26 protein-coding genes are annotated in these 24,758 nt (G+C 38.8%); 2 read left to right on the plus strand and 24 right to left on the minus strand.

All coding sequences use genetic code 11. From position 1 onward, the window contains the following. Window positions 1–272 precede the first annotated feature (272 nt). The 13 genes from EHW90_RS08540 to EHW90_RS08600 form a co-directional block, all read right to left on the minus strand. Window positions 273–458, minus strand: a complete 186-nt coding sequence (locus EHW90_RS08540; RefSeq protein WP_124952386.1) for a hypothetical protein — start codon at window positions 456–458, stop codon at window positions 273–275. A 94-nt stretch (window positions 459–552) separates the two neighbouring features. After that, window positions 553–2,217, minus strand: coding sequence for a Na+/H+ antiporter NhaC family protein (locus EHW90_RS08545; protein WP_124952387.1), 1,665 nt, complete (start codon window positions 2,215–2,217; stop codon window positions 553–555). A 15-nt stretch (window positions 2,218–2,232) separates the two neighbouring features. Then, on the minus strand, window positions 2,233–2,757 hold the full coding sequence (locus tag EHW90_RS08550) for a cob(I)yrinic acid a,c-diamide adenosyltransferase (RefSeq protein ID WP_124952388.1): 525 nt from the start codon (window positions 2,755–2,757) through the stop codon (window positions 2,233–2,235). 10 nt (window positions 2,758–2,767) lie between these two features. Further along, complete coding sequence (gene kamE / locus EHW90_RS08555) at window positions 2,768–3,559, minus strand: lysine 5,6-aminomutase subunit beta (RefSeq protein ID WP_009445697.1); 792 nt, start codon at window positions 3,557–3,559, stop codon at window positions 2,768–2,770. After that, on the minus strand, window positions 3,552–5,111 hold the full coding sequence (gene kamD, locus EHW90_RS08560; protein WP_124952389.1) for a lysine 5,6-aminomutase subunit alpha: 1,560 nt from the start codon (window positions 5,109–5,111) through the stop codon (window positions 3,552–3,554). Before kamD ends, kamE begins: the two co-directional genes overlap by 8 nt. 11 nt (window positions 5,112–5,122) lie before the next feature. Continuing rightward, window positions 5,123–6,379 (minus strand): lysine 2,3-aminomutase, encoded by a 1,257-nt coding sequence (gene kamA, locus EHW90_RS08565; protein ID WP_124952390.1) that lies wholly within the window; start codon window positions 6,377–6,379, stop codon window positions 5,123–5,125. Between the two features lie 23 nt (window positions 6,380–6,402). Continuing rightward, entirely contained in the window at window positions 6,403–7,437 is a 1,035-nt protein-coding gene (kdd, locus tag EHW90_RS08570) for an L-erythro-3,5-diaminohexanoate dehydrogenase (protein ID WP_009445693.1), read from the minus strand. A 12-nt stretch (window positions 7,438–7,449) separates the two neighbouring features. After that, on the minus strand, window positions 7,450–8,268 hold the full coding sequence (gene kce, locus EHW90_RS08575) for a 3-keto-5-aminohexanoate cleavage enzyme (RefSeq protein WP_009445692.1): 819 nt from the start codon (window positions 8,266–8,268) through the stop codon (window positions 7,450–7,452). A 6-nt stretch (window positions 8,269–8,274) separates the two neighbouring features. Then, window positions 8,275–8,661, minus strand: a complete 387-nt coding sequence (gene kal, locus EHW90_RS08580) for a 3-aminobutyryl-CoA ammonia lyase (protein WP_060930082.1) — start codon at window positions 8,659–8,661, stop codon at window positions 8,275–8,277. A 399-nt stretch (window positions 8,662–9,060) separates the two neighbouring features. Next, a complete protein-coding gene (locus EHW90_RS08585) occupies window positions 9,061–10,218 on the minus strand; it encodes a PucR family transcriptional regulator (protein WP_124952391.1) in 1,158 nt (385 codons plus the stop codon). Between the two features lie 15 nt (window positions 10,219–10,233). After that, window positions 10,234–11,670 (minus strand): lysine 5,6-aminomutase reactivase ATPase KamC, encoded by a 1,437-nt coding sequence (gene kamC, locus EHW90_RS08590; RefSeq protein WP_124952392.1) that lies wholly within the window; start codon window positions 11,668–11,670, stop codon window positions 10,234–10,236. Between the two features lie 2 nt (window positions 11,671–11,672). Continuing rightward, window positions 11,673–12,686 (minus strand): lysine 5,6-aminomutase reactivase subunit KamB, encoded by a 1,014-nt coding sequence (gene kamB, locus EHW90_RS08595; protein WP_124952665.1) that lies wholly within the window; start codon window positions 12,684–12,686, stop codon window positions 11,673–11,675. Beyond that, window positions 12,686–13,585, minus strand: a complete 900-nt coding sequence (locus EHW90_RS08600) for a DMT family transporter (protein ID WP_124952393.1) — start codon at window positions 13,583–13,585, stop codon at window positions 12,686–12,688. Before EHW90_RS08600 ends, kamB begins: the two co-directional genes overlap by 1 nt. A gap of 222 nt (window positions 13,586–13,807) precedes the next feature. On the opposite strand from EHW90_RS08600, the gene EHW90_RS08605 reads away from it, so the two are divergent. Further along, window positions 13,808–15,088, plus strand: coding sequence for a hypothetical protein (locus EHW90_RS08605; RefSeq protein WP_124952394.1), 1,281 nt, complete (start codon window positions 13,808–13,810; stop codon window positions 15,086–15,088). Between the two features lie 131 nt (window positions 15,089–15,219). Next, a complete protein-coding gene (locus tag EHW90_RS08610) occupies window positions 15,220–15,765 on the plus strand; it encodes a TetR/AcrR family transcriptional regulator (RefSeq protein WP_124952395.1) in 546 nt (181 codons plus the stop codon). Window positions 15,766–15,798: 33 nt separating this feature from the next. Here the strand turns inward: EHW90_RS08610 and hydF are convergent, their stop codons facing one another. The 11 genes from hydF to rpmJ form a co-directional block, all read right to left on the minus strand. After that, window positions 15,799–17,025: a [FeFe] hydrogenase H-cluster maturation GTPase HydF gene (gene hydF / locus EHW90_RS08615; RefSeq protein ID WP_124952396.1), complete on the minus strand. Its 1,227-nt coding sequence runs from the start codon at window positions 17,023–17,025 to the stop codon at window positions 15,799–15,801. Beyond that, window positions 17,003–18,451, minus strand: coding sequence for a [FeFe] hydrogenase H-cluster radical SAM maturase HydG (hydG, locus tag EHW90_RS08620; RefSeq protein ID WP_124952397.1), 1,449 nt, complete (start codon window positions 18,449–18,451; stop codon window positions 17,003–17,005). Before hydG ends, hydF begins: the two co-directional genes overlap by 23 nt. Beyond that, window positions 18,433–19,557, minus strand: a complete 1,125-nt coding sequence (hydE, locus tag EHW90_RS08625; protein ID WP_243113946.1) for a [FeFe] hydrogenase H-cluster radical SAM maturase HydE — start codon at window positions 19,555–19,557, stop codon at window positions 18,433–18,435. Before hydE ends, hydG begins: the two co-directional genes overlap by 19 nt. Beyond that, window positions 19,550–19,810, minus strand: a complete 261-nt coding sequence (locus EHW90_RS08630) for a TM1266 family iron-only hydrogenase system putative regulator (protein WP_060930089.1) — start codon at window positions 19,808–19,810, stop codon at window positions 19,550–19,552. Before EHW90_RS08630 ends, hydE begins: the two co-directional genes overlap by 8 nt. 209 nt (window positions 19,811–20,019) lie before the next feature. Further along, window positions 20,020–21,309, minus strand: coding sequence for an MATE family efflux transporter (locus tag EHW90_RS08635; RefSeq protein ID WP_124952399.1), 1,290 nt, complete (start codon window positions 21,307–21,309; stop codon window positions 20,020–20,022). Between the two features lie 108 nt (window positions 21,310–21,417). After that, a complete protein-coding gene (locus EHW90_RS08640) occupies window positions 21,418–21,954 on the minus strand; it encodes a bL17 family ribosomal protein (protein ID WP_124952400.1) in 537 nt (178 codons plus the stop codon). A gap of 68 nt (window positions 21,955–22,022) precedes the next feature. After that, window positions 22,023–22,976: a DNA-directed RNA polymerase subunit alpha gene (locus tag EHW90_RS08645; RefSeq protein WP_040457991.1), complete on the minus strand. Its 954-nt coding sequence runs from the start codon at window positions 22,974–22,976 to the stop codon at window positions 22,023–22,025. Window positions 22,977–23,106: 130 nt separating this feature from the next. Next, window positions 23,107–23,700, minus strand: a complete 594-nt coding sequence (gene rpsD, locus EHW90_RS08650; protein ID WP_009445673.1) for a 30S ribosomal protein S4 — start codon at window positions 23,698–23,700, stop codon at window positions 23,107–23,109. A gap of 15 nt (window positions 23,701–23,715) precedes the next feature. Then, on the minus strand, window positions 23,716–24,114 hold the full coding sequence (gene rpsK, locus EHW90_RS08655; protein ID WP_007593313.1) for a 30S ribosomal protein S11: 399 nt from the start codon (window positions 24,112–24,114) through the stop codon (window positions 23,716–23,718). A 93-nt stretch (window positions 24,115–24,207) separates the two neighbouring features. Further along, a complete protein-coding gene (gene rpsM / locus EHW90_RS08660; protein WP_060930093.1) occupies window positions 24,208–24,576 on the minus strand; it encodes a 30S ribosomal protein S13 in 369 nt (122 codons plus the stop codon). A gap of 30 nt (window positions 24,577–24,606) precedes the next feature. Continuing rightward, window positions 24,607–24,720, minus strand: coding sequence for a 50S ribosomal protein L36 (gene rpmJ / locus EHW90_RS08665; protein WP_003497809.1), 114 nt, complete (start codon window positions 24,718–24,720; stop codon window positions 24,607–24,609). Between the last annotated feature and the right edge of the window lie 38 nt (window positions 24,721–24,758).

The following is a 24,758-nucleotide window of genomic DNA, read 5'->3' on the forward strand; positions in this document are numbered from 1 at the left end:
TTTTTGCAATAGGAAGAAATATAAATAAATATCATCGTTTTCTCCATGCAAAACTAAAGAAATTTGAAGGGAAAATACAGGAGAAAACAGCATAGTAAAAAATGCAAAAGCAAAATTTATGCCAAGGGGGTTTTATGCCCAAAAATAGACAGCATTATAGAAAAATAAAATATCCTGACAAAGTCACAAAGCAAAAACGCCTTGTATTTGTCAGGATATTTTTATTTAGTTCTGTGGGAAGTAGAAATGCTTATTTCCCGACAGCCCCTTTATTATTTCTTATCTTCAATCCTTCTTTTATCATTTTGTCCTTTGGTCTTAAAGTCAAAAGCCAACCTCATTCTGAAGTTTATATGCTGACTTAATACAAGTGAAATAACTCTTGCTATAAACAGCAATGTCACCATAAAAACCGCAAAAATTATAAAAGTATTCAGTCTTTCATCTGATTTTTCCATTATTACCTCCTGTATGTACCATTAAGCTTCTTAATATAAGAGTATCACAAAGTGAAAAATCCCTCAACCTTTATGGGATTGAGGGAAGTTTTTATTAAGCTGCGTTTGCTACGCCTTGTTTTGAACCTTCTTTTGATGTAACTTTTTTGATAATGAACAGTACACCTACCATCAATGCTACCGCGATTATAAGTGATATAACCACATTTCTTACGAAAGCTGCGATTATATAGCTTACAAACGATACAGCTGCAACCAACATTGCATATGGCAACTGTGTGTTTACGTGGTTGATGTGATTTGACTGTGCACCGGCACTCGCCATAATGGTCGTATCTGAAATAGGTGAGCAGTGGTCACCGCAAACAGCACCTGCCATACATGATGAGATTGAGATTATCATCATCTGCTGATCCTTGCCTGCGAATACTGCAACAACTATAGGAATAAGGATACCGAATGTTCCCCATGATGTTCCTGTTGAGAATGCAAGGCAAACTGCAACAACGAATATAATTGCCGGAAGAAGTATCTGCATACCTGCTGCCGAATGCTCCATCATAGCGGCTACGAACTGCTTTGCACCAAGTACATCTGTGATAGCCTTCAATGACCATGCAAATGTAAGAATAAGTATTGCAGGTACCATTGCCTTAAATCCTGCCGGTAAGCATTCCATACATTCTGTAAACTTAAGTGATCTTCTTGAAATATAGAATATCAATGTGATAATAAGTGCTATAGAGCTACCCATTGAAAGACCTACTGAAGCGTCACAATTTGAGAAAGCCTCTACAACGCTTGCACCGCTGAATATTCCACCTGTGTAAAGCATACCTACTACACAGCAAACAATAAGTGAAATGATCGGGAAGAGCATATCTACAAGTTTACCGTCCTTATGGCCTCCTCTGTCAAGCTCCTCAAACTTCTCTTCTCCTGTTGTGAAAAGATCGCCTTTCATTGCATTCTCTTCGTGAACCTTCATAGGACCGAAATCAAACTTCCAGAATGTTATTACAAGCATCATTACGATTGTAAGAAGTGCATAGTAGTTGAAAGGGATTGCCTTTACAAAAAGTCCGAATCCGTCTTCACCGTCAACAAAGCCTGTAACTGCAGCTGCCCATGATGAAATAGGTGAAATAATACATACAGGAGCCGCTGTAGCATCTATCAAATATGCCAACTTTGCTCTTGAAACCTGATGCTTATCTGTAATAGGTCTCATAACGCTACCTACTGTAAGGCAGTTAAAGTAGTCGTCGATAAAGATAAGACATCCGAGAAGGATTGATGTAAGCTGTGCACCTACTCTGGTCTTGATTCTTTTAGATGCCCATTTACCGAAGGCATCAGAACCGCCTGTTTTATTCATAAGTGCAACAACCATTCCCAAGATAACAAGGAAAATCAATATACCTACATTGTAGCTGCTTGACAGTACTGAAACCATACCTTGCTCAAATACCGCCTTCATAGTTCCTTCAAAGTTAAACCCTGATGCCAACATACCGCCGAAAATCAATCCGATTGCAAGTGAGCTGTATACTTCCTTACTTATAAGTGCAAGCACGATAGCTACAAGCGGCGGTACCAGTGACCAAAACGTTGCATACAGAGCAGGCTTCGGTGCTTCCGCCTCCGCTCCGAAAACAACTATCGGACACATAACTGCAATAAACAATGCTAAACATAGCACGTATGATTTTTTATCTCTAAAAAACCTCGGTTTACAAGTGTCATTCCCACTATTCATACCGTTTCCTCTCTTTTACATTTCTATACCGACACGGGCCCTTTGCCCCTTGTCAAACGGATGCTTAACCTTTTGAAAATGTGTAAAATAATCAGCAAGTTCTGCTATCTCATTTTTAGGATTTCTTCCGGTCATGACAATTTCGAGATTTTCAGGGCGGGATTTAAGAAAATCCGTCAATGTATCATGATCCACCATATCAAGATTGTAAGCATCTATTACCTCATCCATTACCAATAGGTCATATTTACCTTCAGTGGCAAGATGAATAACGTCTTTTAAATGATTTGTGAAAAACTCCTTTGCTTTAAGTTTCTCAGCATCAGTCATATTAAATGTAAACCCAAAATTAGTTTTTTTTGTATAAACTTCTATATTATCTATTTTTCTAAGCACCTTCAGCTCGTTTGAAGTATCACTTTTTAAAAATTGTGTAAACAGGACTTTTCTGCCGCTACCTGCACATCTTACCGCCAGCCCTACAGCTGCAGTTGTCTTTCCTTTACCGTCGCCTTCGTATACGTGAATAAGTCCTGTCATTTTTACTCCTTTACTTGCCTAAGCCTCTTTTTACCATTTCAGTAACAGCAAATGTTGCTACATCGTCTGCAAACTTTCCGGTTCCGAATCCGGCATCATAGCCAAGTTCCTTAGCAAGCTCATATGTGATTCTTGCACCTCCACATATGAGAATATACTTATCTCTAAGGTCTTCAGCCTCCAAAAGTTCTACAAGATTTGTAAGGTTCTTTATATGAATATCCTTTTGTGTGACTGTCTGTGAAACCAGTAATACGTCTGCATTAAGTTCTCTTGCCTTTTCTATGAACTCTTCATTGGTAACCTGTGCACCTAAGTTATATGCATCAATCATCTCATATCTCTCAAGTCCGTAGTGTCCGGCAAAACCTTTTCTGTTCATTATAGCGTCTATTCCTACAGTATGTGCATCTGTACCTGTGGAAGCTCCGACAACAACTATCTTTCTGTGGAAGTTCTCTTTGATAAATTCATTGACTTCTTCCATGCTCATTGTCTCTTCTTCAACTGTCTGCACATGAATATTGGTATAATCAACACTATGTACTAAGCTACCATAAACCACAAAAAATGTAAACTCCGCATCAAGCGATCTTCTATATGCCACATTGACATCTGAAAGTCCCATCTTCTTTGCAAGTATTCTTGCCGCCTCTTCACCTCTCTCATCATTCTTTATGGGAAGTGTAAAGCTGACCTGAACCTTACCGTCGTTCATGGTATCGCCGTAAGCCTTTACCTTTGTAAGGTCAAGTGTCTTATCAAAGTCGACCTTATTTAGATTATATAAACCGCTACTCATCTTTTACCTCCTTCTTCATAAGAGGAATAAATGGGTTGAAGTATACACTATCTTTTACAACGACTCCGTCTAATCCCTTACCTCCGTTGAAAGGTCTCTTTATATCTGCAAATGTTCCCTTTTCAAGTGTAGCAAACAATCCCTGTGTCTCAATATCCGATAAAAGATTTGCAGCCTTTGTAAGGACTTCATTTGCTCTGTTTCTAATGATACCGTTTTCCTTGAACTCGATTTCTTCTCCCAAATCCTTCATTGTTCTGAAGATATACTGTGCATTTTCTATTGCAAGCGCTCTGTCTGACATAAACGGAGTATGTATAGCCTCTGTCATCATTCCGAGAAGATGTATCTTTTGATGTGTCAGTATGGTCACCATATTAAAGAGTGCATCCTGTACATGACCGCGGAAGATATTTCCTGTCATGAACTTTGTAGGAGGCATATATTTAAGAGGTGCCTTAGGGAAAATTTCTCTTGCCATCTGTGCCTGTGCAAGTTCAAATAAGAATCCGTTTTCGGCATCAGGTGAAATCTCAAATGCGTGACCGAGACCCTGCTGCTCAGGCGGCAATCCGGCTTCAAGAGCGAACTGCTCATTCAAAAACTGTGATGCAAGTACTGTATGTGCTTCTTCTATGGCATCTGCCGTAGTAAGGTAGTTATCCTCACCTGTATTTATGATAACGCCTGCAAATCCGTTGATGATTCTTGAGAAATACTGATCAACCAATGTTCTTTGCATATTTATATCTCTGAAAAGAATTCCGTAGAGTGCGTCATTAAGCATTACGTCAAGTCTTTCCATAGCACCCATTGCCGCTATCTCAGGCATACAAAGTCCTGAACAGTAGTTACACAGTCTGATATATCTGTGTTCCTTTTCACCTACCTCGTCAAGTGCCTTTCTCATAAGTTTGAAGTTTTCCTGTGTAGCATATGTACCGCCGAATCCTTCTGTGGTGGCACCGTACGGAACATAGTCAAGAAGACTCTGTCCTGTAGTTCTGATAACAGCTATTATATCCGCTCCCTGCTTTGCAGCCGCTACCGCCTGCGTGATATCCTCATATATATTTCCTGTTGCAACAATCAAATATATGTACGGACCCTTTGTATCTCCAAACTCTGCCAAGTATTCGTTTCTTTTATCAACATTAACCTGAATCCTATCCACCATAGTCTTTGCTACAGGTACAATTGCATCCTCGATTTCCTTTGATGAATGAATCTTTAATTTTGATAAATCTATCTCACCTTTGTCGATACCCTGTGCTATCTCATTCGGTGTAAGTGACAGCTCAAGCATTGCATTTCCAATCATGAATGCCGCACCCATCGGAAGAAGCTTATGTTCCACCATGTGGTCCACTACCACATTCGGTAGCGGAACCTCCACGCTGTTTACTCCGTCAATCCCTAAAAGTCTGCATACCGTTCTCTCTACAGCTACTGTAGTATGTTCATCAATAAAGGCTTGGACATCCAGCGCAACATTTTTTGCACTATTTCTAGCTTTAGAGATTAAACTTTGATCAAGTCCAAGTTTACTCATGTTTTTATCTCCTATTTTTTCTCATGTGATCTTCTAAATCTTGCCAAATCAGCCGGCTCAATTGTCATAGCATTTCCTTGCTCAAGTCCTGCCACTCCGCCTAACTGCTTTTCTCTCTTGCCCTTGCAAATATCACAGTTGCAATGATTCTCATAATGCTCAGGCTCTGTATATGTTGTGATAACACCTTCATAGTTTCTAAGTATTACCTTGCCCGGACTCTGTGAAATAACATAGTTAGGCATAACAGGTGTCTTTCCGCCGCCTCCAGGTGCGTCAACAACGAATGTAGGAACACAATATCCTGATGTATGTCCTCTAAGGCCTTCTATGATCTCAATACCCTTTGAAACCGGTGTTCTGAAGTGTTCAAGTCCCTGTGAAAGGTCACACTGATATATGTAGTAAGGTCTTACTCTGATTTTTACAAGCTCATGCACGAGATCTGTCATTACATGTACACAGTCATTTACACCTGCTAAAAGCACTGTCTGATTTCCGAGAGGGATACCTGCATCTGCAAGTCTTGCACAAGCCTCTGCAGACTCTTTTGTAATCTCGCTAGGATGATTGAAATGTGTGTTGAGCCAAATCGGATGATATTTCTTAAGCATATTTACAAGCTCAGGTGTAATTCTCTGAGGCATAACAACCGGTGTTCTTGAACCGATTCTTACAATCTCAACGTGATCTATTTTTCTAAGCTCTGAGATAATGTACTCAAGCTTTTCATTGCTGATAAGAAGTGCATCACCGCCTGAAAGAAGTACATCTCTTACCTCAGGATGTCTTCTGATATAGTCAATGCAGGCATCTACCTGTGATGTAGGTACGCTTGTATCATTTTGTCCTGCAAATCTTCTTCTTGTACAGTGTCTGCAATACATTGAGCACTGATCTGTTACAAGGAATAATACTCTGTCCGGATATCTGTGTGTAAGACCGTGAACAGGTGAATCTGTATCCTCATGTAAAGGATCCGCAAGGTCCGCATCAGCTATATGAAGCTCTGATACTGTAGGGATTGCCTGCTTTCTTACAGGATCGTTCTCATCATCAAGATCTATAAGTGAAAGATAGTATGGTGTGATAGCCATTCTTAAGTTCTCAAGACATCTCTTTACACCTTCTTCTTCCTTCTCGGTAAGCTTTACATACTTTTTTAAACTCTCTACATTTGTGATTCTGTTTCTAAGTTGCCATTTCCAGTCATTCCACTCATTGTCCGGAACGTCCACGAATAAACCGTTTTCTCTACTATTTCTCATTTGATTCCCCTTACTTATGTGTATTAAACGTACTTTTTCTCGAATACTTCTCTGATTGCAGGATTTTCACGAATTTCTTGCAATGTTATAACATCATGTCCCTTTGTATATCCGTTTCCGATGATCATATCGATATCTTTACCTACGCCCTCTGCTCCAAGTGCTGCCTTTGTAAAGCTTGTAGCCATTGAGAAGAAGTATACGCATCCGCCGTCATGTACAGGAAGGATTGCACTCATCTCACAGTTATTTACATTTACACAGCATATTGAAACATCATATTCTTTTCCGTCATTAAGCTCCAATGCCTTTTCAAGTACATCTACAGGAAGTGCCGCACTTGCCTGGAATGCCTCATGGCAAAGTCCCATCTTCTTAAGTTCTTCCACGCCTTCTTTGCTGTAGTCCATAGCCACTACCTTACCTGTAGGTCCGACTCTCTTCATAGCTTCATAGCAAACAAGCATTCCGCTCTTTCCGGCTCCGCCAAGTACCAACACGCTCTGTCCCGACTGAACAAGCTTGGCTGTTTGAGCAGGCGCTCCGGCTACATCCAGTGCTGCAAGTGCAAGAGGCTCAGGTAAATCATCAGGGAGTTTTGCATACAATGCACTCTCAAATAATACGGCCTGACCGTCAATGTCCACTCTGTCTATCTCAGGGTGAATAGCCTTGATCTTATCAATCTTTAAAGGTGTCATAGAAAGTGATACCAAAGATGCGATCTTATCACCAACCTTAATGTCTGTCTTAAGGTCCTCACCGATATAGCTTACCGTTCCGATAAACATTCCGCCTGAACCTGTTACAGGATTTTGCATTTTTCCTCTCTCATTTACGATATCAAGGATCATCTGTCCTATCTTTTCAGTATCCTTATTGCAAGCTTCCTCAATCTGTGTAAATGAAGCCGAATCGATGTTCAATGAAATAACGTCACAGATAATCTCATTTGAATATCTCTTTGTCATATCATTGTCGATTTTCTTTGCCGCCTGTGTCAAAACCCCTTGCGGTTCAATAACTCTGTGAATACCGTACTTATTTCCCTTTAACATACTTTCTCCAATCTATTTTAAACCAAGTATTTTTCTTGCTTCATCCGGCGTAGCTATTTCTCTGCCAAGTTCCTTTGCCAGTCTCACGACCTTCTCAACCAGCTCTCCGTTTGACTTTGCCATTACGCCCTTACTAAGATATATATTATCTTCAAATCCTACTCTTGCATGTCCGCCCATAAGAATAGCCATTGTTACCATCGGAAATTCCGCTCTTCCAACTCCTGAAGCGGTCCATGTTGAACCCTGCGGTATGCTCTCCGCCATAAATAATAAATCTCTCGGTGTTCCTGAAATACCGCCGTTTACGCCCATTACAAAATCGAAATGCATAGGAGCTTTTATAAAGCCCTTTTTGTGAAGACGAATTGCCATATCCACCATACCCTTATCAAATACTTCGATTTCAGGTTTTACATTATGTTCATTCATCTTCTTTGCAAAATCCACAATCATATTTTCAGTGTTGACAAAGATCTCGTCTCCACCGAAATTGCAGGTTCCGCAATCAAGTGTTGCCATCTCAGGGTTAAGATCAATCGGTGCAAGTCTTTCTTCATTGCTCATACCCACCGCACCGCCTGTAGAAGGCTGTATAATAACATCCGGCAACTCTTTTCTTATAGCATCAATACATTCTTTGAATCTGTCCGCACTCTGTGTAGGTGTTCCGTCATCTTCTCTTACATGAAGATGTATTATAGCGGCACCCGCATCATAAGCGGATTTTGCTTCTCTTACGATTTCTTCCACCGTATAAGGTACATTAGGATTTTGCTCCTTTGTAACCTCGGCGCCGCATATACATGCTGTAATAATAAGTTTTTCCATATTTGCCTACTTGTTTCTCTGTCTGTCTTTAAGTACTACGCAAGTTCCGCTTGCTCTGCATACCACTACAGGCTCTGTTAATACGTCACATGCCGAATCATTGATATCTGTTCTCGGTGTTATTACCTTTCTTGCCTCAAATACCATCTTTCTTGATGTATTTCCTACAGAAACGATCTCACCTGTCGCCTCAATAAAATCTCCCGCATGAACCGGTGCCAAAAACTCTACGCTGTCATAAGCCTTGAAAAGACCCTCATCACCGTCATTGATGATCAAAAGTTCAGTTGCTACATCTCCGAACAATCCTAACATTCTTGCTCCGTCTACCAACTCACCGCCGTAGTGAGCATCATGAGCGCTCATACGAAGCCTAATAGTTGATTTAACCATTTTTCCTCCTTACATAGATAAGCCGTACTCATCTCTTTTTTATGTAAATATTTTACAATAAACTTAAGAAATTGGGGACTGACTAAATGTATATAAAAAAATACAAGTTAGTGGACAAAATGTATATATCGTATATTTGTTTCCTTTATATAATAAGTTTTTATATTTGAATTTACTATGATATTTTATCCTTGATTATAATACTTTATTATTTCAGCATACTAAAATCCATATTTCATATACGATATGCACATATAAATTTTAGACAGTACTATAGATTGTAAAATTTTATAAATGCCTATTTTGCGATAAAACAATATCTTTTCATTGCATATTTTGCATAATAAAAAAGATACGGATGAAAAATACATTCAGTATTATCTCATCCATATCTTTATTCTAATCAAAGTAATCGTTTAACATCAGTGCCAAAGACAAATCGAGCCTCTCATAGTAGTCGTCAAAGTTGAATCCTGTAATATCTTTTATGGCATCCATTCTGTTTATCAAAGTATGCCTATGGACAAAAAGTCGCTTTGCAGCCCTTGTCACATTGCCGTTTTCTTCCAGAAAAAACCTTACGGTCTTTATATAATCACTGTCGGATTCTCTGTCCTTGTCGATAAGAAGCCTAAGTACCTTATTTTCTTTTGAATAAAGTGTATTTGTTCTATATATTGAATACAGTTTTTTCAAAAATGTCATATGCTCATACATACAGGTACCTCTGATAGCTCTGATACTGTGCAAGGTCTGTAAGGCTTCCATACAGTGTTTAATACAGTTTTCAAGATTGTTGTTCTCAACTGTATCCGCCGTTGCAAATAAGTTTAAACCTATCTTATTTGAAAGTCTTATAAGTACAACCTGTACCTCATCCATCAAATCTCTGAGTTTTGTAGCATTTTCAAATCCCAGACAAAATGTCATCTGTACATTCTTTTCATAATGTCCGATATATGTATCACAGCTGATGACCGACAATGATTTTATATTTTCAAACGCTTCTTCTATATCAGGTCCCACCTCATTGTATACATTGACTGCCGAAACAGCCAAAACAGCTATAATGTTGTCGCTTCCTATACCCCTTTCAAGGCTCTCAGCCAGCTTTTTCTTAAGCTTGGGATAAAAATAGTTGAAATCCAAATAGCTTTGATTGCCTATAACCGACTCTCTGTTTATCTCACTTATAAGAGTCTTTAAAACTTCTGAAAATGAAAAACTTGCAGGCAGCTCAAGCACCGGAAACTTATATTTTCTTGCCGACTCCAATATGTATACAGGTATACTGTCCACATAGTAGCCTGTCTGTACCATAAGCCCTACAACGCCCTTTGCCTTCAGTCTCTTTATCAAATTAAAATATCTGGTATAATCCGCCAGATCGAATCCTGTTGTTATAAGCAGTTCACCGCTGCCTACCATATCTACAGAATCAAGTATCTCCTGTACATTTACCCAACTGACTATATTCCCGGCACTCTCTCTTCCTGTTATAAGTTCGGTGCCCGGAAAAAAATTGTTCTCAATGATGTCCCTAACAGTAAGTGGCATAACCCGGCCTTTCTATTATAGTATATCTAAAAGTTCATTTTGCAGCCCTAAGAGTCTGCAAATCATAAGCGCCTCTTTCGGCGGCTTGGCATCTTTGTCCACCTTAAAGATACCGTAATTCATAAACTGTGAGATGGCTGTAATTTTTGCATCATCATCCGACTTTGTAAGAAGTGCTGAGGAAATCTTGTCCTCCGACACTCCCTGCAAGCCTCTGACCTGGTAGTGACTTTTTGAAAGCTCGGCCACATGGTCAAAATGAGTTACCAAAAGGCTTACAGTCTTCTTTGTATTAAGGAGCGCGACAAGTCCTCTTACCAGACTCTCGCCCTCTTTCGGGTTGGTTCCTCTTGCAAACTCGTCCAAAATTGCAAAGACAAATTCATTTTCTATTTCATTTAAAAGGTTCTTAAGTTCCACAATCTGTGCACCGAAGCTTGAAAGTCCCTTTGCTACAGACTGTGACTCCTCCGATATCATAATTATCTCATCAAAAGCGGGAATACTTGCACTGTCTGCATATACAAAAAATCCACAAAGTGCAAGATATGTGTTTAGCGCCACAGTCTTTAGCGTAACGCTCTTACCTCCCATGTTTGCACCTGTAAGTACCGTAGTTCCAAGTCCCATCTCTATACTTACAGGTGTAAACTTAAGTCTCTTGCTCTCTAAGATATCACATATATACGGATTTATTGTATCTTTCAATATAAGAGTATCTTTTGTGATTTGTGGCAAACATGAAGGATAAAGCTTTGATACACGGTGCTTTTCTATAAGCAAATCAAATCTTGCAACACTATCTATATTCTTTATTACTGTATCAAAATACGGCCTTAACTTTATTGAAAGTTCTTCCCTTATCCTTCTTTCTTCCTTCTCTTCTTTTGCAGTAATATCAAGTCTCTCATCCTTAAGTTCATCAAACAAAGCCGCATCACTTTGCATCCTTAATTCTGTATCACGCTTTTCCTTTCGGATTTCTTTTAAAGTATCCGAATATTCATCATATATTGAAAAAGTAGGTATCCTCCTGCCATCAGGATCAAGTATATCCACCGCTATACTTACAGGCTCTATGAAAAAGCCGTCAAGTCTAAGCTCATCCGACACTCTTTCCACAACAGGCTTAAGCTTTTCAAGTTGCATAAGCAATATCTTTATCTCAAACAGTTCTATATCTGAAAGTGTATTGTCTCTTCCGAACTTTATAGAGCCCCTTACATCCTTCATCTGCATAAGTATTCTTCTTATTGCATTGATATCGGATTTTACCTCTTCATAATTTAAAGACAGCTTATTTAAATTGCTTAATTCAACCTCCAAAATATCTCTTTCATCTTTTCTAAAAGGTCTTATACTCTTTACAAGCTCGGCTCCGAAAGGTGTAGCAGGCAACATTTTGCTCTTTATGAATTCAAAACCTATATTTTCTCTTTGCCAAAAATCCATTTTTACCCCCTATATTTTTCCGCAATATTTATAACCGGCAGATTTGTATATTTCTTCATCATGTATAAGAACTCCCCGGCATCATAATGATTTCCGTATGCTGAAAAAGGATTTATTGTTATTGCCAAAATATTTATTCTGTCAATACATGAAAATATCATACCTCTTTGTATCAGTTTTTCAAAGTTTTCATAATTTATCAATATTCGTGAACCGTCAAAAAATACCAACCGCTTGCCCTCAAGCTTTGCATTGGAAAGCAGCAGCGGCTTTATCATGGCATCGGTCAGAGCACCGTTTACAAATACAGTCTCTATATCACTTTCCTTAGCCCATATTTCCTTTAAATCCACCTTTTCACTATTTCTCTTCAGATGATTTTCTTCTATTATATAGTACTTGTCACTGTAATTTTCTTTGTTGAAATCATCCGGCAGATTCAGTTTATACTCCGGAAGTGAAAAAAGCATTGATGTAAAAATAGTGTCTCTGACAGTCTTTTCCATATCTACACTGTATGAGGCGCCGCTTGAAAGTATTGCCACATTGCTGACCTTGCCTGTAGCAATGCTCTTTCGTTCCAATGCTCCGTCTATCAAAATCTTTCCGTCACTGTATCCTTTGAAACTTTCACATACCTTCGCCATCTGAGTTGCAATAGACGGACCTGCTATCTGCACATACCCGTCACTTAACGCCTTTATTATTATTATCTCTCCCATAGGAGTGTATATACCTGTGCTTTCCACTATTTCCTTGGTTATATCACAGTATTTTATCAAATTCCTTGCAGTCGCAATATAGTCATCCTTATAAATATATATCTCAGGCTTCTTTGTGTTGGTGACAAGGTCAAGTTCCTCACCGTCTCTTCCTATAGAAGTAAGCAGTATATTTTCACCTCTGTTATGTACACTCTTTATCACCTCGTTAAGTACAGTAGTCTTACCGGCATTTTTACACATACCTATAAAAGATATTCTGTCCTCATCCTTTATCAAATCATAAATATCCATCATTCATCCCCTTTTGTAGGCAGCTGTGCCACTATAATAGCGACAAACATCATTATTGCTCCTATAAGCTCACGACCTCCAAGTACTTCACCAAGTATTATCCACGCAAAAATCGCACTGAACACACTTTCAAGACTCATAAGCAGGCTTGCAATACTTGGTCTTACATACAGTTGCCCCACATTTTGCAAAGTATATCCGCAGGCTCCGCTTAAAACTCCTACATATAGAAGAGCCGGCAGTGCTTTTATTATCATATCAACAGGCGGCTTTTCAACAACAATCATCACAACACTTGAAAAACACGCCACTACAAAAAATTGAAATATGGAAAGGTCAAGTACATCCACCTTTTTTACAAAATGTCCGACGGTAATTATCTGCAGTGCAAACAAAAGGGCACAAAATAAAAGTATAGCATCCCCGTACTGTAAGCTGATACCTCCGTGTATACAGAGTAAGAACATTCCTATTATACTGAGTACTACACTTATCCAAAGTCTAATTCCTTCTTTTGCCTTAAAAAAAATAATAGAGATAATCGGAACCAAGATAACATACAGTGCCGTAATAAAGCCTGCTTTTGATGCATTTGACTCTTTTATGCCTATCTGCTGCATTGCGCTTGCAAAAAACAAAAAAAATCCCGAGCAAAGACTTGCAATAAATAATGTCTTTTTATAAGATTTGTCCTTTGTCTTTTCACCACCGGACTTTTTCTTCTTAAAAAAACACACTACAGGAATCATGGCGATAAAGGATATCCAACTTCTTATTGCAAGAAATGTATAAGCATTCACATATCTTGCACCTATACTTTGAGCTGAAAAAGCGGATCCCCATATAATTGCCGCCAGCATCAACATCGTGACTCCAAATGCATTCTTGTTCTTCACCATATTTCCCCCTAATATTGAATAGTAAACTTGCACTAGTTCTTCTATTATATCCTAATCTTGTTATAAAAAAAAGATAAAGATTGTAAGACTCTCGTAATATTTTCAAATTTAATGCAGTTTATACCTCAATTACCGCAATCTATACTTTTTTTGTTCAATCTTTTGAAAATATTATATAATACGAGCATATTAAACAAGTTACAAAAACAAGGAGAAAATATTATGAAATTAAGTTTTAATAAGAGAGCCGTTGCAGTTGCGCTTTCACTTGCATTGGCTACACCGATTATATCAACTACAGCAATACCTACAATCAATGTTTTTGCAGGCGGTTTTGCTACAAACCCGGCGGTAGCACATGGACACGCAATTCCTAATACCGATGCTGTTACTATTTCAGGAAATACAGTTACTGTAGCCCTTGAAGGTACAGGTGTAAGCGACGCTGTAAAGGCAAGTACAGTTGTTGACATATATCCTGACAGCAGAAGTTCTTCTCCGGCTGCCGTACTTACAAATCTTCCTCTTACATGGACAGGCAGCACAGGTGCTTGGACAGGATTCAGCTTCCAGCTTCCTGCAAACTGGCAGACAAGATTCCATAACTCAGAGCAGATGGGTATAAATGTTACATCAACTGTAGGTACATCTACTTTCTCCGCTATGGCAAATAAGATTGTAAACAATGATACACAAATCAGCGTTGAGTTCCCTACAGTAGGTGCTACAACACTTTCAGCTAAGGTAACAGGCGGATCACTTTATAACAACTCCGTTGCACAGAGCTTAAACGACTACACATATGAGTACACTGTTGCTCCACAGACAAGCGGTTCCGTAACAACAGCTATGGCAAACAGCATCTTCAATGCAAGTGCAAATATCGTAGCTCTTTCAAATGCAAGTGCTACAGCAGACGCTTCGGGTAACTTTACACTTAATCTTCCTGCAGGAAAGAGCATCCAAAACCTCGGTGCAAACGATGCAATCTATGTAAGAAGAAAAGCTAAGCACTCAAATGCACAGTATATCTTCATTATAAACAGTGTAAGAAGTGCGGCTCAAACACCTGCAACACCTTCTAACCCAAGACCTGCAACTTCTTCAAACACTGTTGTAAATCCTACAACTCCTGAGAAGAAAGAAACAGATGTTATAATAGCTACAAATTCCAACAGCAGACACAGAAGCTCAGGCGGCGGTTCAGGCAGTTCAGGTTCAAGAAGAAGTGTAAACGGAAGCAGTTACTCATCTCATGCTACAACTACACCTGCTCAGAATCCTGCAGCTCCTACTGCAAACGTGAACAATCAGAATACAGCCGGTAATGTTACAAGAGTTCCTGCACCACAGGGTCCGTCTTCAAATAAGCAGACAAAGAGCAGATTCTCAGTTCCAAAGACTGCAGATGCATCAGATATCGCAAGAAATGTAATCGTACTTTTCGGTTCTGTTGTCGGTATGGCATTTGCTACAATCGGTCTTAAGAAAAAAGAAGACTAATCCCTTAACTTTATAAACTTTATTTCATAGTTCGTTTTAAGGCAATATATATCTCTAAAATCTTCGATATATATTGCCTTTTATTTTTTTTCCTATTATAATGTCGGTGTATTTTTGCTATGGAGAGGTATATGAGACGAAAAAATACTACAACTGAAATGATGATGGGATATATGTGTTCCGCTTTGCTTGAATTGATGCTTGAAAAAGACTATGCAAAGATTTCAATAGGTGATATTGCCAAAAAAGCCGGAGTGGACCGTTCATCATACTACAGACATTTTAAATCAAAAGAAGACATCATATCATTCTTTTTTGATATGGTTTTAAAGGAGTCTCTTGACGGTTTTACAAATCTGTCAAGCATCGACTTTACACTGTATATTCATTCGATATATATGGCTTTTTATAATTATAAGAAGGAGGTCTTGCTTATTTATCATTCCAATCTTTCGTCACTGCTTTTGGATGTGCTTTCAAAAAGATTTCAATTCAGTGAAATTGCAATCGAGTTTCCTCTGACAAAACAATATGAGCTTTCTTATATTATCGGCGGAATCTACAACAATTTGATATTCTGGATGAGCAGAGATATGAATGAAACTCCTGATGAACTTACTGAGATTTCACTCCAGTTCAGAGATGAGGAATCAATATCACTGTTAAGCCTAAGATAATACCCCCTGCAGCCTTAACTGCAAGGGGCACTTTTATATATTTTTTAGAGGCTTCATCGCTCTTTTTAGTATACCGTTCATATATGCTATAGCAATACCGTAGTTTGTCATAGGAATTTCTCTTTCCTTTGCAAATTTCATTCTGGATTTCATCTGATTCTCATTCAACATACAGGCACCGCAGTGTATTATCATCTTGTACATTGACACATCCTTAGGGAACTCTCCTCCGGAACTGAACTCAAAAATAAGATTGTCTTCATCAAAAAGTCCGGTATGTTTTCTTACAAGCTTCGGTATCTTTACACTTCCGATATCTTCACACTGCCTATGATGTGTACAGCCCTCACTTATAAGTATCCTGTCGCCAACTTTTAATGTGTCCAGTACTTTTGCCGCACTGTATAAGCTTTGCAGCGCTCCTTTGTAGTTTGCAAATATTATGGAAAATGATGTAAGCGGTATACTTTCAGGTACCGCCTCATCCACCTCTTTAAATACCTGTGAGTCACATATCACCAGTGAAATATTCTCTATTCTCTCTAAGGCGTCTTTTATCTCATTTACCTGCACTTCTATCGCAATGCCATGTCTGTCAAGTATCTCTCTTATTACCTGCTGCTGCGGCAATATAAGCCTGCCCTTAGGAGCTGAAGCGTCTATAGGAGTCACCAAAAGTATTATATCTTTTTCCTTCATCATATTGCCCAGTATAGTTTTTTCCTTCTTACCTGCAGACAATATCTGTGACATCATGTTTTTAAGCTTATCTATATTGATGTTTTTCAGTGCGGAAACATATATATCAACCTTAAGGTCGTTTTTTATAATATCACAATCACATTTGTTTCCGACTATAAGACATTTTTTATCACTTGACTTTATTTTATCTAAAAATATCAGCTCATCAGAAGTAGCTTCTCTGCTTGCGTCCGCTACAAACAGTATCAAATCAGCCTGATTTATGTAATCAAGACTTTTTTCAACTCTGAGTGTACCAAGTGTACTTTTATCATCAAGTCCCGGAGTATCTGTAATTACCACAGGACCAAAAGGTAAAAGCTCCATAGTCTTTTTAACAGGGTCTGTAGTGGTACCTCTTATATCCGAGACTATTGCTATATTCTGTGAGGTGATTGCATTTATAAGGCTTGATTTTCCTGCATTACAGCAGCCGAATATCACTATACTTGCTCTCTCTCCGACAGGAGTGGTATTCATATTTAAACCGCCCATACTAGAACCTGAAATCCCTTGCATTTGTAGTTTCTATTTCACTTATATACTGTGTGGCCTTTTGTTTTACCACAGGATTGCTTATCTTTTCAAGCTCGGACTTTATCATCTTCATTCCGTCATCCTTGGTATCTTTGGATGCGTAATCTGTCATATATTCGCTTAAAGTCATAAGTGCATTGGGATGACAACAGTTTATAATCTGCCCGCTCTTACATAGGCTCATAAATCTGTCGCCTGTTCTGCCCTCTCTGTAGCAGGCTGTACAAAATGAAGGAATATGTCCCATCTGCATAAGCCAATCCACCACCTCATCCAAAGTTCTTTGGTCGGATACGTCAAACTGCTCGGAATCTGTAGGTCTGATTTCCTCTGTATATCCTCCTACCGAAGTTCTTGAAGCACCGCTTATCTGCGAAATACCTACCTTCAGTGCTCTCTCTCTTACCTTTTGGCTCTCTCTGGTAGAGATAATCATTCCGGTATAAGGAACAGCTATTCTTATACATGCGATGATTTTCTCAAATATATCGTCATCAAGTCCGTTATCAAAGGTCTCAGGGTCTATATCGTCGGCCTTTTTGATTCTCGGTACGCTGATAGTATGAGGTCCTACACCAAATGCCGCTTCAAGGTGTTCCGCATGCATTAAAAGCCCTGCAAACTCATATCTGTAAGACTCAAGTCCGAACAATACTCCAAGTCCCACATCGTCAATACCGCCCTCCATAGCTCTGTCCATAGCTTCGGTATGGTATATATAGTTATGCTTCGGTCCTGTAGGGTGAAGGCTCTCGTAAGACTCTTTATTATATGTCTCCTGGAAAAGGATATATGTACCGATACCCGCATCATGAAGCTTCTTATAATTTTCCACTGTAGTAGCCGCAATATTTACATTAGCTCTTCTGATAGCTCCATTTTTATGCTTGATGCTGTATATTGTCTTTAAAGACTCAAGTATGTACTCAATAGGACTGTTTATAGGATCCTCACCCGACTCTATTGCAAGTCTCTTATGTCCCATATCCTGAAGTGCAATAACTTCATTCTTTATTTCTTCCTGCGTAAGCTTCTTTCTTGCGATATGCTTATTCTTTGCATGATAAGGACAGTATACACATCCGTTTACACAGTAGTTTGACAGATACAGCGGTGCAAACATTACTATTCTGTTGCCGTAAAATGTCTGCTTTATCTCACCTGCCAGTGCATATATCTTTTCTATGATTTCCTTGTCTTCACAGGCAAGAAGTACGGACGCCTCTCTGTGAGTGAGTCCCTCTGCTATAATACCTTTCTCGGTTTTTTTCGGCCTTGCTTTTTCAAGGTATTCTTCTATCAAAGGAATATTGTTTTTATTTTCCTCGGCAAACTTAATTGTCTCCAGTATTTCTTCATGGCTTATAAATTCTTCGGCTTTTTTTGATTTTACATCGTACTTAAACATTTACTATCTCCTCTTACCTTTGCAACTTCATAACCTATATTATTGATTCTGTTGGTAATACATCCGATGCAGTGAGCGGCTTCATCTCCTGTACATACCTTTCCGTCATATAGTTCATATTTTTTTCTTGTCTTCAGCGGTGAAAGATTCGGCATCACCACATTTGCACCTGCCAGTATTCCCTTTTCTCTGCCCAGATTGTCAAGAGTACTGAGTGAGGTTGTAGCAGGTATCAGCATCTTCGGTCTCATTATCCTAAGTATCGCTATAAGAAAAAGCGTCATCTGTATACTTCCGCTTTTCTCATCTTTAAATGCGGTGTCGTGATGTGGGATAAAAGGACCTATTCCACACATATGAGGACCGAACTCTTCTATAAACTTTAAATCCTTAGCCAATGTGGTGGAAGTTTGATACGGTGAGCCTACCATAAATCCGCAACCTACCTGAAATCCTATCTCCTTAAGGTCCTGCAGGCATTTCATTCTGTGATCAAATGACATCTGTTTCGGATGAAGTTTCTCATAATGTTCTTTATCCGCAGTCTCATGTCTTAAAAGATATCTGTCCGCACCTGCGTCAAACATTTTCTGATAGTCTTCTTTCTCATATTCTCCCAAAGAAAGCGTAACGGCAACGTCCTTATACTTTTCCTTGATTTTCTTTACAATACTACATATATAATCCGGTTCAAATTTTCCGTCTTCACCTCCCTGCATTACAAAGGTTCTATAACCGAGCCTATATCCTTCATCCGCACATTCAAGTATTTCTTCTTCTGTGAGCCTGTAGCGGTCACAGTTTCTGTTTGAATGTCTTATTCCACAATAATAACAATCGTTTTTGCAAATATTGCTTATCTCTATGAGGCCTCTGAGATAAACATCTTTACCGTAATTTTCATCGCCTATAATTCTTGCCTTTTTACTGATATAGTCAAATACCTCTTCATTCAAGTTCTCTACAAGATATTTGTATTCTTTAAGGCCAAGGCTTCTTTCTTTTTCAAGTTTATCTATCAGAGCGATACTTTTGTCAGTCTCAACATCTCTGTCATATTCGGTGTCCTTAAATTTTGTCTTATACAGTGATATATCTTTAGCCATTGGCATCACCCACATTTGAATAAGCGGTTTTTATACTTACTCCGGATAATTTTCCTATTTTACCTGAAAGACTTGAAATCACATTGTTAGGTGCGTCGAGAGCGACCGACAACACACTTATGCCTCTTTTGTGATATGGTATTCCCATCCTTCCGATAATATAATCTCCGTACTCATGCAATAAATCATTGAGTTCTTTTACAGAATCTCTGTCCTCAACAATTATTGCCATCAATGCTACTCTGTTATCCATATTTCCCCTTTATAAATAATAGATTTTTGTATTAAAAAAGCCCAAAGCCTCGGTGGCTTTGGGTACTCAAATAAATGTGCCTTCGCACAATCTTATACATTCACAAACCACCTTTCAAGTCAGAGCTTCTTCCTTGTTAGGAGTATCTGTATACAATGTAAATCCTTTTTAGTTGTTTGTCAATATCATTACGTGCTTTTGCATATTTTTTAAGAAGTCTTTTTCATAAGTGCTATGCATAATATCGCGGTAAACATTTCTGCAGCAAAAAATGAGCTCCACACTCCCACAACCCCGAAAAAGCGTGACAGAATAAGTGCAAATACAATAATTGCAACTATTCCTCTTGATATCGCTATAAGAGATGACTCTCTTCCTCTGTCTGTTGCACTGTAAAATCCTGCCGTAATGATATTGAATGCGGCAGGTATAAATCCGATAAAGTAAATTCTGATACCGGGGATTGCATATTTTGCCAATATATCGGACTTTTCACTGTTAAACGCCTCTATAATAACCGGCGCAAATACAAGTACCGAAATTACCAAAGTCAGTGCTATAATCATGGCAACTATAAGTGAATATCTATGTACTTTATTTAAATCTTTTTTCTCTGCTCTGCCGTAGGTCTCACTTGCTACAGGCTGCAAACCCTGTGAAACACCGTTTAACATTGCCACTCCCACAAGTGCCGTATTTGCAATTACTCCATAGGCTGCAACCGCTATATTTCCGACCAGATTAAGCAGTATAAAGTTAAATACAATGGTTATTATACCGTTTGATATCTCGCCTACAAATGCCACTATTCCCAGACTGCAAGCTGATATAAATCTTTTGATTGAAGGCAAAACGAGTTCAAAATGTATACTGTTTTTCTTTGAAAGATAATGTGTCATACATATAGACATACTTACAACAGGTGAAAATCCGGTTGCAAGTGCCGCACCGAGCATACCCAGTCCAAGCGGAAACATCAATATATAGTCAAATATTATATTGAACACTCCGCTAAGCAGTGTTGCCGCCATTGCCGTCTTCGGCGCATTATCGTTTCTTACAAATGCTGTGAATGTGAAGTTGAGCATAAAAAAAGGCGAGAAACATAGTATCACCCTCATATACGAATGTGTTACCGCTTCTATCACATCATCCGCCCCCATCAGCCTTAATACCACATCCGGAACAAATATTCCAAGCATCAAAAAGAACAGGCTGAATAGTAATGTAAATATAAATGAGTTTGAGAAGTATTTATTCGCCTCCTCTTTTTCACCCAGTGACTTTAATAGTGCATATTTTGTTGCAGACCCTATTCCTATCATTGCACCTATTGAATAGGTTATTGCAAATATAGGCAGTACCAAATTCAAACCTGTTATTCCATTGGCTCCTTCAGCTAAGGATATAAACCATGTATCTGCCAATACATAGCATGATGTACCTGTTGTCGCTAAAATATTTGGTAGGATATATCCTCTAAGTTTTTTTTCTATCATAAAAAGCTCCTGTAACAGTCAATGGTAGTTAAGCTTTATTCTAAAGCTGTAACCTCATTATGGTGAAAAAAATAGCAGTCAGTGACTGCTATCTTTTTATGTTTAAGATTATACTAACTCAAGTAAAACTTCCATAGCTGCATCGCCCTTACGAAGACCGATCTTAACTATTCTTGTGTATCCACCGTTACGATCTGCATACTTAGGACCGTACTCATCGAAAAGCTTCTTTGCAAGGTCAAGTGACTTTGTGTTCTTCTTCTTAGCAGCGCCCTTTGTAGGAACCTCTGTAGGAACATAAACTACAGCATTGATTTTGCTTCTTGCATGAAGTCTTGAAGGCTTATCTTTCTTGATCTCCTTCTCTACCTCATCATAAACGGTAACTTTCTTGCCGTCTACAACTTCTTTTACTCTCTTGCCGTTTGCATCTTTTCTTGCAACCTTTGCATTTACCTTTACAAGTTCGAAGTTATCCTTCTCCTTAACAGCCAATGCTATAAGCGGCTCAACGATCTTTCTGATCTCTTTTGCTCTTGCCTCTGTTGTGACAATCTTACCATGCTGTAAAAGTGCTGTAACCTGATTTCTTAATAATGCTTTTCTCTGACTGGATGTCTTTGAAAGTTTTCTATACTTTGCCATTTTTTCTCCTCCATAGGAAACATATATATGCTAACTTTGGACTTACTATATATGTCTATTATTCTTTTTTATGATTCTTCGCTCTCACGAAGGTGAAGACCAAGCTCTTCAAGTTTCTGAAGAACCTCTTCTAATGATTTTCTACCCAGATTTCTGACTTTCATCATATCATCCGGTGTACGTGAACACAACTCCTCAACTGTATTGATTCCTGCTCTCTTCAAACAGTTATAGGATCTAACTGACAACTCAAGTTCATCTATATTCATCTCCAGAACTTTTTCCTTGTCATCCTCTGCTTTTTCTACCATCACATCAACAGTTTTAGCATTGTCAGACAAATCTATAAACAGATTAAGGTGCTCACTCAAAACTTTGGCAGCCAAACTTACCGCCTCATCCGGTGCCAATGTACCGTTTGTAGTAACATCAAGTGTCAGCTTATCAAAGTCTGTCATCTGACCTACACGAGTATTTTCAACACGAAGATTTACTCTCTCTACAGGTGTGTATATGGAATCAATTGCTATAACGCCTATAGGAGTATCCTCTCCCTTGTTTTTATCTGAACTTACATAACCTCTACCGTTTGTTATTGTCAATTCCATATAGAACTTGCCTTCTGAAACTGTTGCAATAACCTGGTCTTTGTTAATGATTTCTATACATGGATCACATTGAATATCTTCTGCAGTGATAACTCCCTCACCATCAAAATCTATATAAGCAACCTTCGGCTCACCGTCTTCAGCTGAATTCTTGATCGCCAAGCTTTTTACATTCATTATGATCTCTGTTACATCTTCCTTTACTCCCGGTATAGAAGAAAATTCATGTAACACGCCGTCAATCTTAACCTGACTGACAGCTGATCCTGGGAGGGATGAGAGCATGATTCTCCTTAGGGAATTACCTAAAGTTGTTCCATAACCTCTCTCCAGTGGTTCACATATGAATCTGCCGAACTTCTTATCCTCGGAAATCTCTGCAATCTCAATATTTGGTTTTTCAAAATCGAACACGAATGTCCCTCCTTTTAGATAAACTATGCCAATGCCTGACAAAACCGAGCCGTGGCCGATATTCAGGCTATATTTCTACTATTAGCAAATCAGCTGATACGAAAATAAGTATCAGCTGTTAAGATTCCTATTACTTAGAGTACAACTCAACGATAAGAAGTTCGTCTACAGGAACATCAATTTCTTCTCTTGTAGGAAGGCTCTTTACAGTACCTTTTAAATTTTCAAGATCTGCATCAATCCAAGCCGGTACGATTCTTCCGGCTGTTGACTCTACAACTTCCTTATATCTTGCAGAAGATTTTGCCTTCTCCTTGATCTCGATAACATCGCCTGCCTTTACAAGATAAGACGGAATATTTACACATTTACCGTTTACTAAAACATGCTTATGATCTACGATCTGTCTTGTTTCCTTTCTGGTTCTTCCGAATCCCATACGGAAAACAACATTGTCAAGTCTTCTCTCCAAGAGAATCATAAGGTTCTCACCAACCTGACCCTTCATTCTCTCAGCCTTAGCATAATAGTTTCTGAACGGCTTCTCTAATACGCCGTAGATGAACTTTGCTTTCTGCTTTTCTCTAAGCTGCATACCGTACTCACTAAGCTTACGGCCTGCTCTTTTTGTATCTCTGTTAGACTTTTTATCTATTCCCAGAAAACCAGGCTCAAGGCCAAGTGATCTGCATCTTTTAAGAACGGGAACTCTATTAATTGCCACTTTTAGTACCTCCTATTAGACTCTTCTGCGTTTTGGTGGACGACATCCATTATGTGGTACCGGAGTCACATCCTTAATACTTGTTACTTCTATTCCACATGCAGCCAACGCACGAATAGCTGCTTCTCTTCCTGAACCGGGTCCCTTTACCATAACATCTACATACTTAAGTCCATGTACTAAAGCTGCCTTTGCAGCAGTTTCTGCAGCCATAGATGCCGCATATGGAGTAGATTTCTTTGAACCTCTAAATCCTAGACCACCGGCACTTGCCCATGATATTGCATTACCCTGGGTATCAGTTAATGTAACAATTGTATTGTTAAATGATGACTGAATATGTGCCTGTCCGCGTTCAACGTTTTTCTTTACGCGCTTCTTTGTCACCTTCTTGGTGGACGCATTCTTTGCCATTAAACTAACCTACCTTTTCAAACTTTACTACGCTCCTGTTTTTAAAACATACAGCGAAAATTACTTTTCGAAAAAATATAAGTGTATCACTTATTATTTCTTCTTGTTTGCTACTGTCTTTCTTGGACCCTTACGTGTTCTTGCATTTGTCTTAGTTTTCTGTCCACGAACCGGAAGATTCTTTCTATGACGAATGCCACGATAACAACCTATTTCCTGAAGTCTCTTGATGTTCATTGCGATCTCTCTTCTAAGATCACCTTCTACCATCTGAGTATCGGAAATAACCTGTGCCAACTCTTTTACTTCATCGTCTGTAAGATCCTTTACTCTTGTATCAGGATTTACATTAGCCTCTTTCAAGATACGCTTTGAACTTGTAAGACCTATACCATAGATATATGTCAAACCAATCTCAACACGCTTTTCTCTTGGTAAATCAACGCCTGCTATACGAGCCATTTACCTACTTCCTCCTTATTCCTATGCAGATCAACCTTGTCTCTGCTTGTGCTTTGGGTTCTCACAAATTACTCTGATGGAACCTTTTCTCTTAATAATTTTGCATTTTTCGCAAATCGGTTTCACTGAAGATCTGACCTTCATTGTAACTCTCCTTTCATCGCTACTAATAAAGACGCCAT

It is taken from the genome of Lachnoanaerobaculum orale (genome assembly GCF_003862485.1).
GTDB lineage: Bacteria > Bacillota > Clostridia > Lachnospirales > Lachnospiraceae > Lachnoanaerobaculum > Lachnoanaerobaculum orale.